At 42.8% G+C, this 11979-nt stretch carries 10 protein-coding genes and 1 pseudogene; 3 read left to right on the top strand and 8 right to left on the bottom strand.

What is annotated here, in order from left to right; genetic code table 11:
- Window positions 1–36 precede the first annotated feature (36 nt).
- On the top strand, window positions 37–609 hold the full coding sequence (locus PENNN9_RS10335; protein WP_058369605.1) for a dihydrofolate reductase: 573 nt from the start codon (window positions 37–39) through the stop codon (window positions 607–609).
- 110 nt (window positions 610–719) lie between these two features.
- Here the strand turns inward: PENNN9_RS10335 and uvrC are convergent, their stop codons facing one another.
- Entirely contained in the window at window positions 720–2564 is a 1845-nt protein-coding gene (gene uvrC / locus PENNN9_RS10340; protein ID WP_058369614.1) for an excinuclease ABC subunit UvrC, read from the bottom strand.
- 143 nt (window positions 2565–2707) lie between these two features.
- Window positions 2708–4234 (bottom strand): DUF3360 family protein, encoded by a 1527-nt coding sequence (locus PENNN9_RS10345; RefSeq protein WP_058369606.1) that lies wholly within the window; start codon window positions 4232–4234, stop codon window positions 2708–2710.
- A gap of 447 nt (window positions 4235–4681) precedes the next feature.
- Between PENNN9_RS10345 and PENNN9_RS10350 the strand changes: the two genes are divergently transcribed.
- Entirely contained in the window at window positions 4682–5239 is a 558-nt protein-coding gene (locus tag PENNN9_RS10350; RefSeq protein ID WP_082638075.1) for a DUF4442 domain-containing protein, read from the top strand.
- A 215-nt stretch (window positions 5240–5454) separates the two neighbouring features.
- On the opposite strand, the gene rplS is transcribed toward PENNN9_RS10350, so the two are convergent.
- The 4 genes from rplS to rpsP form a co-directional block, all read right to left on the bottom strand.
- Complete coding sequence (gene rplS / locus PENNN9_RS10355; protein WP_058369607.1) at window positions 5455–5877, bottom strand: 50S ribosomal protein L19; 423 nt, start codon at window positions 5875–5877, stop codon at window positions 5455–5457.
- 136 nt (window positions 5878–6013) lie between these two features.
- Complete coding sequence (gene trmD, locus PENNN9_RS10360) at window positions 6014–6808, bottom strand: tRNA (guanosine(37)-N1)-methyltransferase TrmD (protein WP_058369608.1); 795 nt, start codon at window positions 6806–6808, stop codon at window positions 6014–6016.
- Between the two features lie 75 nt (window positions 6809–6883).
- Window positions 6884–7417, bottom strand: coding sequence for a ribosome maturation factor RimM (gene rimM, locus PENNN9_RS10365; protein WP_058369609.1), 534 nt, complete (start codon window positions 7415–7417; stop codon window positions 6884–6886).
- 179 nt (window positions 7418–7596) lie between these two features.
- Window positions 7597–7869, bottom strand: coding sequence for a 30S ribosomal protein S16 (rpsP, locus tag PENNN9_RS10370; protein WP_058369610.1), 273 nt, complete (start codon window positions 7867–7869; stop codon window positions 7597–7599).
- A gap of 252 nt (window positions 7870–8121) precedes the next feature.
- On the opposite strand from rpsP, the pseudogene PENNN9_RS10375 reads away from it, so the two are divergent.
- Window positions 8122–9604: pseudogene (locus tag PENNN9_RS10375) on the top strand (ATP-binding protein).
- 63 nt (window positions 9605–9667) lie between these two features.
- Here PENNN9_RS10375 and PENNN9_RS10380 read toward each other — a convergent pair.
- Window positions 9668–9871, bottom strand: coding sequence for a hypothetical protein (locus PENNN9_RS10380; protein WP_058369611.1), 204 nt, complete (start codon window positions 9869–9871; stop codon window positions 9668–9670).
- A 196-nt stretch (window positions 9872–10067) separates the two neighbouring features.
- Window positions 10068–11756: an ATP-binding protein gene (locus PENNN9_RS10385; RefSeq protein WP_058369612.1), complete on the bottom strand. Its 1689-nt coding sequence runs from the start codon at window positions 11754–11756 to the stop codon at window positions 10068–10070.
- Window positions 11757–11979: the final 223 nt, after the last annotated feature.

Below are 11979 nucleotides of genomic sequence, written 5' to 3' on the forward strand. Positions count from 1 at the left end.
ACTTCATATTACTGATGAGAATAATAAGGATATATTATGAGTTATGCCCATACTGAAGTTGCCCAAATCGTCGCTATCGGTAGCAATCGCTGTATTGGTAAAGATAACGAGCTGCCGTGGCATATCTCAGCAGATTTGCAGCACTTTAAAAAAATGACCACCAAACAAAATAATGGCAAGGTTCAAGGTATCGTCATTATGGGGCGTAAAACTTTTGAATCGATGAACAGTAAGCCATTGCCAAAGCGCGTCAGCTTTATCATTACGACGCAGCTAGATTATGCTGAGCAAAAAGGTCTTAAAGACCGTGATGATGCATATGTCGTCCATAATTTGGATGATGCTTTAACGCAAGCTGCCAGTCTTGCACATGGTGCCCATCTTGATACGATTTGGGTTATCGGCGGTGAGCGGGTATTTAGTGACGCCTTTATGTACACTGATCGTATTGAGCTGACGCATGTAGACACCGAAATACTCGATTGCGATGCCTTTTATCCAGAGCTACCAAGCGAATTTGAAGTCGCAGAAGAGTCTGAGCAAATGAGTGATGAGAAAAGTGGATTGGATTTTAAATTTGTGACTTATATGAAAAAAGCTGATGAATAATAACCGTTCATTCATCAAAAAATATTAAAAAATTGGGGCTGTTCTAGTATGATCTAGAGCAGCCCCATTTTTTATGGTAATAAGTCCGAGTTTAGTAAATATTAATCGACCTACTCATGCAGCACTTTATACACAGTTTTCGCTAATACTGGGCCAATCCCTTGCACACCTGCCAGCTCTTGCTGGGATGCGCCAAGCAGCTGCTGCATACCGCCAAAGTGATTGAGCAAGTCACGGCGACGCTTTTCTCCCAGTCCCGGTATAACTTCAAGCACTGACGACGAACGGCGCTTATCGCGCTTCTTACGGTGCGCTGTGATAGCAAAACGATGAGCCTCGTCGCGAATATGCATCAATAAATGCAGCGCCTTGCTATCCATAGGCAGATCGAGCGGCTCATGATCGATAAAATGTAATACTTCCAAACCCGCTTTGCGCCCTTCCCCTTTTGCCACACTAATGAGCAACGTATCATTAAGAATACCCAGCTCTGTCAATACTTCTTTAGCAATCCCAAGCTGACCTTTACCACCATCAATAAGCAATAAATCAGGCAGTGGTTGCTTTTTATAACGACGCGTCAGCACTTGTTTCATCGCGGCATAGTCATCACCACCTTGAATATCATGAATCGCATACTGACGGTAATCACGGCGGCGCGAGCCACCTTGATCAAAGACCACGCAGCTACCGATGGTGGCCTCGCCCATGGTGTGAGAAATATCAAAGCATTCAATACGGTCTATAGTTCGATCAGTGACATCAGCCAACACGTCTTTAAGTGCGCCAAAGCGCGCATGCAGCTCTAGATAGTCGCCCAGTTTAGTTTTAAGCGCATTATTGGTATTTAGTTTGGCCAAGTCCAGCCATTCTGAGCGATGTTCACGGACATTGGTCTTGATGACAACTTTGCTCTCAAAGTGTGTGGCCAGTGCTTCGCTGATTGCTTGTTGATCAGGCAGCTCATGACTTAATATAATCTCGCTTGGCAAGTCGTCGGTCACCTGAAAATAGAATGAGGTAATAAAGGCCGATAAATTATCCGCGAGCGACTCACTACTATCAACATCAGGGAAGTAGTTTTTACCGCCAAGTACGCGGCCGCCGCGCACCGTCAATACGTTGACACAAGTCATGCCAGCTTGACTGGCAATCGCAATCACATCCGCCTCGCCCTGCACAGTATAAACCGCTTGCCGTGCCTGCACTTCGCGTAGCATAGACAGCTGGTCACGATAAAATACCGCTTTTTCAAAATCCAACGCTTCAGCAGCGCCTTCCATTTTTTCTATAAGCGCACTGTGAATATCGCTCGAGTCGCCTTTGAGGAAGCGAATGGTATTATTGACATCTTCCGCATACTCTTCTGGCGATACCAAGCCCACGCAGGGCGCACGGCAACGCTTGATTTGATACTCAAGACAAGGACGTTTACGTTGCTTAAAAAAAGTATTGGTACATTGGCGCATCTGAAACATTTTTTGCATCAAGACCAACGTTTCTTTGGCAGCATGAGCAGAGGGAAAAGGACCGAAGAAACGACCTTTTTGATGGTTGCCTTTACCGCGTCCGTAAGCCAATCTCGGATAAGGTTTGTCCGCTGAAATAAACACGTACAGATAAGACTTATCGTCACGCAGTAGTACGTTATAAGGGGGACGATACTCTTTAATCAAGTTTTGCTCAAGCAGCAGCGCCTCGGTTTCGCTACGCGTAATAATGGTCTCGATATCATGAATCCGTGCTACCAGCGCGCGTGTCTTTGGATGGTCAATGGTCTTGGCAAAGTAGCTATTCACTCGGCTTTTTAGCGATTTAGCTTTACCCACATATAAGATATCACCGTTTTTACCCAGCATTTTATAGACCCCTGGCAGATTTGGCAGGCGTTTGATGAGATGCTTAAGACGGGCTTTTTTATCATCCGTGGTATTTGTTTCTGAGACATTAACCATAAAATTCATTGCTCTTAAGATACTGATATACAGCTAATTATGGGGCGGTAGCCTGAGTTTTACAAGCCATCACTACCTATAGGTTTATGCACAAAAAAACCAGCATGAAGCTGGCTTTTCTTTTTTTATGGTAGGCAAAATCTCTAATGACGGAAGTTCGGTAATAGTGCGGGAATACCTGGCAACATACCAACGACCGCCATAACACCCGTTAATATCACAAAGGTGATCACAGGGATAATCCAGCGACTCATCTTTGATAAGCTCGCACTACGCTCTTTGGATCCAATCAGCCCTAGGTTATCAAGTACTAAGGTTATCGACCAACCAAAGGCTGGGTTTACCAGTGCCGAGGCAAAGACCACGATAGCAGCTGACTGCGTGGTTTTACCTTCGCGCGTCATCTCCATGCCAGCCTCAAGCAGTGGAATAAATACACCAACGATCAGCGCCACACACATCACCGGCTCCCAAATAGCCAAATCCATTGGGTAGCCCCAGATACCAGCGATCAGACAAAACAGCCCCGTGAGTATCGCACCCGCTGGTATCGGCCGTTTAGCAATCGCCGCCGGCACAATATAAGTCCCCCATGAGGATGCAAAGTTTGCCCCGCCAAGGACAGAGCCTGCCACCTGACGAATAGAAGCGCTGGTCATCGTATCATCGATATCCATCAACACGCGCTCAGTACGCTTTGGATAGCTGATCTTTTGAAAGACTTGATGACCCAAAAAGTCGGGCGACCACATGGCGACAGCCAATACTGCAAACGGCAGTACCACAACGAAGCTCTCAACCGTCGGTAAGCCTAACATCCAACCAGTGTCTTCTCCCCACCAGTACATCGGGTTCATATTGGGCAGACCTGGTGCCGTTTCAAAAGCAAAGGGTGCGCCCATAACAAAGGCTACGCCACCACCTAATAAGCAGCTAAGCGGTACAGCAAGCCAACGCTTTTGGAAATTCTCTAATACAGCATACAGTATAATGGTCAGCAAAATCACCACAAAGGCGATATGCGCCATACCAATACCTTCTGCCCATGCAAACAGGTTTTTAACTTGCGAGATGGTACCGATAAAGCCTAAATATAGCAGCAGACCGCCACACACACCTTTACTGGTCAAGTTTGCCAGCAGACTACCGCCTTTACTAATAGCTAGTAACAGACCAAAGGCACCGATCAGCAGACCAAAGGCCATTGGGTGACCACCAGCGGCAACGACAATAGGAATTAGGGGAATGAGGGGGCCGTGCGTACCCGCAAGGTTGGCCGTCGGTAGCAAAAATCCTGAGAATAAGATAACAAAGAAGGCGACGATTAACAGCTCATAGCGGACGTTTTCTAAGACAAAGGCATCGCTTAGCCCAAGCGGTCCTGCAAACGTAGCGGCAATAGCCCCCACCATAACGACTTTACCGATTGTCGCGGCCATCGCTGGAATGGTGTCTTCATATTCAAAACGATAATCACGAAATGGCAAGTTCATGCGCCAGCGCTTGGGCTGCATAATCTGTAGTTCATGATTTAGATAGGCGTCACGACTATTAAAGTTTGAGCTTGGCTGATGCAAATCAGTATAGCTACCTTGCAATTCATCATCGTAGTGAGCTGGATTTGACTGCTGCGGATTGGTTCTTGAAGCGGGGATCTCGTTACTACTCATCACATCTCCTTATGCCAACTGAGGATTCATTTTTTATCAATGACGACTTATTTGCCCAAAATCGTACAAAAAATAAGCTGCCCAACACAAATTGGCAGCCATTGTATGCTATCAAGGCTAGGATTGCGAGTTTTGCCGTCAAAACTCTTACCCTTCTATTCGCATTTTGATGTATGACTAATTCCACTCTTAGCGTCTATCTAAATATAATGAGCAGAGCCTTCATATATTGATAACAGGCCAAACGTTTACTATAGTATTGATATTATTAAATAATTAACATTCGTTACGCTTTAAGGCTGGTGACAGTTTTTATTTTTGACTATGATAGATGTTTTTTGCTCAGTTTATAATTAGCTCATTCCATAACTAATAGAAATGATGGTTATCAATATATGAGCATCTTTACGTACCGTAAAAGATAGAGAAAGATAAAGGAATAACAGTATGAGCTTCCTACCCAAGAATCTAGAAAATTTAAAACGCAAAACTAAAAAGAACGTCATGCCACTTTTAACGCCACACTTACTTAAGCTGCGTATCAATACTTATGCGCCTTATGTCGGCGCTGGTATCAAGGTCGAGCATGTCGATTTAGATCAGGGCTTGTGCGTAGTCAGTATGGGTCTTAATAGTCTGAACAAAAACATCGTCGGCACACAATTTGGTGGTAGCTTATATTCGATGGTTGATCCTTTTTATATGCTGATGCTCATGCATCAACTTGGCAGTACCTATGTGGTATGGGATAAAAGCTCGCATATTGAGTTCGTTGCTCCTGGCAATAGCAAAGTGACAACCCGCATGAAAATCCCTAGTACAGAAATTGCCACTATTCAAGAGCTGGCAAAAGACGGCGAACCTGTATTTCGCGAATATCAAACAGATATCGTGGATAGTCAGCAAAAAGTCATTGCTACGGTCACTAAGACCATCTATATACGCTTGCGTAAGTACAGCAAGTCCAAAGATCAAAGCAACCGTATAGACAACGTTGATAGCTAATTAATAACGTTGACAACTAAATGTAAACGTAAATACCCTACATACAAAAACCCCAATCTGGCAGTCGCTCAGATTGGGGTTTTGTCTTTTTTGGTATGGCCCGCTTATTTATAAATAAACCTATGAATAAGGGCTTGTATCTACTTTTGCTTCCCTCCTAAGCGCTATGTTAAACAATTTAGGAGGGTTGGCAAGTTTTAGCGCAATGCTTAAACTTAGATACCAGGTGCAGTTTCAACTGCATCAGGTACGCCAGCGTCAGTTTTTTTCTGAGCAGCTGGACGACCACCAAGCTTTTCGCGAATACGTGCTGACTTACCAGAACGCTCACGTAAGTAGTACAGTTTCGCACGGCGAACAGCACCGCGGCGTTTCACTTCAATGCTATCAATGATTGGTGAATGCAATTGAAATGCACGCTCAACACCAACGCCACTTGAAATTTTACGGACAGTAAACGCTGAGTTTAGACCGCGGTTACGCTTAGCGATAACCACACCTTCAAAGGCCTGTAAACGCTCACGCTCACCTTCACGTACTTTTACTTGAACCACGATAGTATCACCTGGTGCAAAGTTTGGGCGTTCAAGTAGTTGTTCGTTTTCGATGACCTGAACCAATGGATGCTTGTTGCTCATGAGAGTTATCTCCTCACATTAGATAATAGAGGCTTTACGCATATCACCTGTTTGTAATAATTAATCGTATCACGCATTTACGAGATACAACATAAATGGGGTCTAACAAACGGCCATTGTCGTATGACCTGTTTCATTATTGATCAAAATCTTCGTTGTTAACTGTTTTCAAGCTATTTTTTTTTGCCAGTGCTTTTAGCCAAGCAACTTGCTGCGCATTTGGAGTAAATGCTTGCCACAAATCTGGACGTCGTACTTTGGTACGCTCGACCTGTTGACTAAAACGCCATTTAGCGATATTGGCATGATGACCTGAAAGTAACACTTCAGGAACGTTTATACCAGCAAACTCATGCGGCTTGGTATAATGTGGACAATCAAGCAAACCATCGACGAACGAATCTTGCTCAGCTGACTTATCATCACCCATTATATCGGGTAGACGACGTATCACACTATCCATAAGTACCATTGCCGGTAACTCACCGCCAGTCAGTACATAATCACCAAGTGACACTTCCATATCGACATACTGCGATAATAAACGCTCATCAATTCCTTCATAACGACCGCATAATAAAATCATGCCATCATACTCAGTCATGCTGACCACACTCTTTTCGCTCAGCACTTGTCCTTGTGGTGACATATAAATCACCGGACAATGTGCTTTATCAATACGGCAACCATGTTGGCTAGCACGCAGACGCGCATCTTCAATTGCTTTAGATAATGGCTCCGCCATCATTACCATACCAGGACCACCACCATAGGGACGTTCATCAATACGGCGATAATTATCCGTGGTATAGTCGCGCGGGTTAATGCACTCAATTGTGATTTGTTCTTGAGTTACTGCTCGTCCCGTAATACCAAACTCACGAATCGTGGCAAACATCTCAGGAAAAATACTGATCACAGCAAAATACATCTGACCTCTGTTTAAATAATGCTCGCTAAATGATACCTATATAGGCACATTATTACTTCAATCTTAAAGATCAAATTAATAATCGCTTGGCCATGCGACATGGACTGTTTTATTGGTCATATCGACCTCAATTACAGTTTGCGCATGCCATGGTATCAAGCGCTCTTCATTATCTAAGCTGTTTGAATGTGCTGCGACACGCATAATGTCATGAGCACCAGTTTCAAACATCTCAGCAATATCACCAAGATACTCATCTTGCTCGTTCAAAACTCTTAGCCCAACCAGTTCCGACCAATAAAATTCGTCTTCTTCAGGTTCAGGTAGTGAGTCTTTTGCAACCCAAATAGCCACACCTTTCATGGTTTCAGCGATATTACGATCAGGAACTTGCTCAAATTGAGCCACAAGCCCTGTACCTTGCTGACGCCACTTACTGACTGTTAACGGCTTCATGCCAGTGGCAGTTTTTATCCACCATGGCTGCATATCAAAGATATCTGAACGTTCATCTGTATCGCTAAACACCCAAAGCCAGCCCTTAATACCATAAGGTTTCTTAAGCTGACCGATCTTTATAAGTGTACTGGCGTCTGGCACAGATGACATAATGTCTAACCTAACAATAAGAAAAACAGTAATCGCCAATAAAAAAGCAATTAAATGATAAAAACAGTTAACGGCGTATAAAAAGTTAACGGCGTATACTGGTCAAACCAGCTACGCTATCTATTTTAAAACATACTTAATAGTCTAAGAATTGACTATAAGTACTCAACGACTATCACTTAAGCAGTTGCTTCAGTAGTTGTTGTCGCTGATTTGTTGTAAGCCTTTGCTAATGAAGCAACGCGATCTGAAGGCTGTGCACCTTTTGCGATCCACGCATTGTACGCTTCCATGTTTAGGCGTACTGCTTCTTCAGACTCTTTGGCGAGTGGATTAAAAAAGCCAATGTTTTCAATATAGCGACCGTCACGCGCGCGGCGTTGATCAGCAACAACTACTTGATAAAATGGGCGTTTCTTGGCACCGCCCCGTGCTAAACGAATAACAACCATGTGAATTCTCTCTTTCGCAGGTATACCAAAAAGGGCATAATTATATCACAGTCTTGATTTGTTGAAAACATAAACTGTGTTTATTTAATGACTATTATAACAATGGCTTAAAGGCAATTAAAGGCCTGAAATATCACACCCTATTTATGACGCAAAGGTTAGATATCTAATGATAACTTTGTAGCCAGCTCGTAGCGCCTAATGCAGTATTGCACTATACTTTATGCAATACTGCAAGAGCGTTAAATTCTTATGATTACCCCAACTTCTCGTCATCGCCGCACAGCTTGGTTACCACGTTCGTACTCTAGCACTTGGCTTACAACCTTAATGGTGGCCTTCATTGTCATAATCAGCGTTGGTCTATCTATTTGGTTTTTTTGGCGCAGTTTATATTTACCAGAGCTCAAAAACCATGCGCGTTATTTGACAAGCGAGCTGCGTTTAATGAATAGTGCCAGAAAAGACTGGCAAGACAACCCAAGGATGCAACAATGGCTATATCGTAACTCACACGTGGTAGTCGTTAACAATCCTAGTGACTTTCCTCAAGTTGAAGACAAGATTTTTGTAGGAGTATTTACAGATGTTTTGCAACGAGAAATCGGAGCGCAATTAGGCCGACCTGTTGAAGTATATTTTAAATTTAAGCCCACGCCTCAGCTATGGATACAAGACAGTCGTGACCAAAGTTTTTGGATTCGTGAACCAGTTGTCTATTATTCTCAATACAGCCCAACATTGTTAGCGTTATTCCTGTTAGGCTTGCCAATCCTGACTTTATTGACAATTATCTTGCTAGCACGTCAGCTAAACCGTCCTCTTCGTCACTTACAGCGTGCGGCTACCAATTACATTCGTCTTGGTCATGCGACTACTTTGCCAACGCATACAGGACCTACCGAAATCCGCCAGGTCAATACGGCATTCAATCGACTATTTACAACGCTTAGTCAAGCGCAAAAAGAACGCACTATCATGTTGGCTGGTATCTCACACGATCTGCGTACGCCGCTGACACGCATGCGTTTGACCGCTGAAATGTTACCAGATGACTTTTTTCGTGAGGGGTTGATTTATGATATCGAAGACATGGATGCAATTTTAGAGCAGTTTCAATTTAGAGCAGTTTATATCTTTTATGAAAGATGGTTCTGATGAGCCTGTACGCCTCACCAATTTAGACACTATATTTAATGAAATTATGGTCCAATTTGCTCCTATGCCGTTTGTTTATCAATCAGAGCTTCAAAGAGCGGTGCCAATACGTCCCTTATCGATAAAACGCCTAGTTATCAATCTTGTGAATAATGCAAATCGTTATGGTAAGCCGCCAATCTATTTGTCTGCCAATATCGTACCGACCTTCATTGAGACAGTGATTGCAGAAAATACTGATATCGTGACTGAAAGCGAGGTAAATCAAGAAGCTCAGGAGCAATTGATGATATGTGTACGTGACTGCGGCGATGGAGTAGCAGAAGACCAATTAGAACGAATTATGCAACCGTTTGAGCGTGGAGAAACAGCACGTACCACTCAAGGCAGTGGACTTGGTTTAGCTATTGTTAGCCGTATTGCAGGTTTACATCATGGCACTGTAGAAGCTATCAATCATCCTGAGGGTGGACTACAAGTTTGTATCCGCCTGCCTCTTCTATCCAAAGTTGCAGATGAAGCGGTCATTGATGATGATTTGACTACCCCAGATAATGCCATCAATAGCGAAGGCTAACAAAAGAACGAATATAAGACAATTCATCGAAAACCATCATGAAGAGATGGTTTAAAAAGTGGGTTATTCTTTAGTCCCGATTAACGGCGGTACATGCTTGGCACTATTAATAAATGTTATTGGATGCGTGAGCTCTGCTTGTGCAGTCTGTAAACTCTCAGTAGGAGTTGGTTTTTGTATAAACAAGTAGTAGCCAAGCATTAAGGCATTTAGTAATCCAAGCATTAAGGCATTTAGTAATACTAAACCACCGAATAAATAAGGCATTTTACTCTCCTGTACAGCCTTAAACTCAAAATAACGGTAAGCTCAATATTACCGTAGATAAGGTTATTACTTACCAAAACGTGATTTATTGATCTCATTCATAAATCACGTGGTCGACTCCATTAACAACTCTAAATGATTTTAGTTGATAAAGTCTTCTCATACAAATCAATTATTGGCTAATAAGGTTTTTGGGTTACTCATCGCTAAAGTCACGGTCACTTTTTTCTTGAGTCAGCTCATCGGCAGCAAGCACTTGTGTTAAAGGTTTAATGGGCCATGTCATAACAAATCTTGCCCCGCCAAGACTATCGCTTTCATCCACCTTCATACTGCCATTAAACCAAAACGCAATGCGTGAAACAATAGATAGTCCCAGCCCATATCCACCTGATGCTCGTGTACGGCTATCATCTAAACGAGAAAAGGGAATAAATACTTTTTCACGATCTTCCTCAGGTATACCGTGACCATCGTCTTCAACACTAACAAAAGCATTGCCTTTTTTGACACCAGCACTAATAACTATGGTTGTTTCTGCATAGCGCAGCGCATTACCAGCAAGGTTTTGAATAACGCGATGTAGATAGCGGCGATCTGCTATTGCTGTTACTTTTGCACTTGGAAGTTTTCCAACGACCTTGATAGACTTCCCTAAGGCATTGGTCTCGCGTACCACCTGCTCAACCAGTTCCCTAAGGTTTACTGACTCTAATTCTAACTTAGGAGATCCCTCTTCAAGTTTTGCGTAGGTCAAAATCTCATCAATTAATCCATTCAGTGCTTCGATATCTTCGTCGATATAGTCACGCTGCATAAAGCGTGAGTCCTCGTCATCGGTATCTGCAAGCATATCTACAGCAAAGCGAATACGTGCTACGGGCGTACGTAACTCATGAGAAACCGCTCGAGTCAGCTCACGTTGTGATTCAATCAGACGTTTAATATGTTCTGTCATCGCATTGAATGTGGCTGACAAACGCGCGATCTCATCTTGTCCAATGACTTGTACTTGAATATCAAGATTGCCTTGGCTAACTTCGTTCACCCCTACTTGAATCAGCTGTAGTTTACGCTCAAGTGGAAAGATTAACGCATACACACCTAGGCTAATTAGGAACATACTTATCAGAACCATACTGATAATTAAATTTAACGGGAACCAATTAAACAAAGAAACAGGACCCATTACAATAGCCATATCATTGATCTCAGAGGGCACAATTATTCTAATAGCAGAGTTGCCTCGGCTGGTGCTAGTATCTTGAAACAATATAACCACTTCATCACGGCGTAGGCGTGCCATCTGATCAGTGTCCAAGCCCAATGCATTGACGCTCTTAAGCTCTAACGGAAAAGAGAATTTCTCTTCTAACTCTTTTAGACGCGTACGTTTTGCAGACAACGTCGTATAGTAAGACAGATCATCCAACAAAAACACTGCCATTGCCCGTACTTGTTGCTCTGTAACTTGCGATATTCTAACAGTTAATACGCTTTCTCCATCTGGTAGACGATGATAAACATCGGCATAAGTAGGCTGACTGTTATAACGCACGACTGTATTGCCGTTATCAAAACGGCGTAACTCACTTGAACTAAAGTCTATTTCGGCAGTAGGCACAATACGAAAGGTTGAGCCAAATAGACTACTAGCGTCCGATAACCAATATTCGCGTTGAGTGGCGCTTATCTGTCGACCCACACCTTCGCTAACTAAATAAAAGGCGCCTGTAGCCATATTCTCACGATAGGTTTGTACACGCTCCTTATTAATAGTATCCATTAATAACTGAGCAAATAAGGCCACACATAGACAGACTATCAATAGACCGGCATAAATTCGAACAAAAATACTGTGCTTTAAAGAGGAAACTAATGACATACGTGCCGTGACCAAACTGTTGAGTAATAACTGCTAGTACCGTTTTGTATTGAGATATCGACATTACAAAAGGTAACAAGCACTGTTAAATAAGCATAAAACTTAAAGATGATATTTTATCATTATATTTAAATATCATAACCATAATACAATGACTGTTTTAAAGTCAGATCTATATAATGTATATTGAGCTTGCATCCAAAATTACCGCTTAATTAAACCA

Source organism: Psychrobacter sp. ENNN9_III (assembly GCF_001462175.1).
GTDB lineage: Bacteria > Pseudomonadota > Gammaproteobacteria > Pseudomonadales > Moraxellaceae > Psychrobacter.

Bases quoted from the DNA above. Each gene is read 5' to 3' on its own strand.
- PENNN9_RS10335 (WP_058369605.1), top strand. From the start codon at position 37: ATGAGTTATGCCCATACTGAAGTTGCCCAAATCGTCGCTATCGGTAGC.
- PENNN9_RS10380 (WP_058369611.1), bottom strand. From the start codon at position 9,871: ATGCCTTATTTATTCGGTGGTTTAGTATTACTAAATGCCTTAATGCTT.
- uvrC (WP_058369614.1), bottom strand. From the start codon at position 2,564: ATGGTTAATGTCTCAGAAACAAATACCACGGATGATAAAAAAGCCCGT.
- PENNN9_RS10350 (WP_082638075.1), top strand. From the start codon at position 4,682: ATGAGCTTCCTACCCAAGAATCTAGAAAATTTAAAACGCAAAACTAAA.
- trmD (WP_058369608.1), bottom strand. From the start codon at position 6,808: ATGTATTTTGCTGTGATCAGTATTTTTCCTGAGATGTTTGCCACGATT.
- PENNN9_RS10385 (WP_058369612.1), bottom strand. From the start codon at position 11,756: ATGTCATTAGTTTCCTCTTTAAAGCACAGTATTTTTGTTCGAATTTAT.
- PENNN9_RS10345 (WP_058369606.1), bottom strand. From the start codon at position 4,234: ATGAGTAGTAACGAGATCCCCGCTTCAAGAACCAATCCGCAGCAGTCA.
- rimM (WP_058369609.1), bottom strand. From the start codon at position 7,417: ATGTCATCTGTGCCAGACGCCAGTACACTTATAAAGATCGGTCAGCTT.
- rplS (WP_058369607.1), bottom strand. From the start codon at position 5,877: ATGAGCAACAAGCATCCATTGGTTCAGGTCATCGAAAACGAACAACTA.
- rpsP (WP_058369610.1), bottom strand. From the start codon at position 7,869: ATGGTTGTTATTCGTTTAGCACGGGGCGGTGCCAAGAAACGCCCATTT.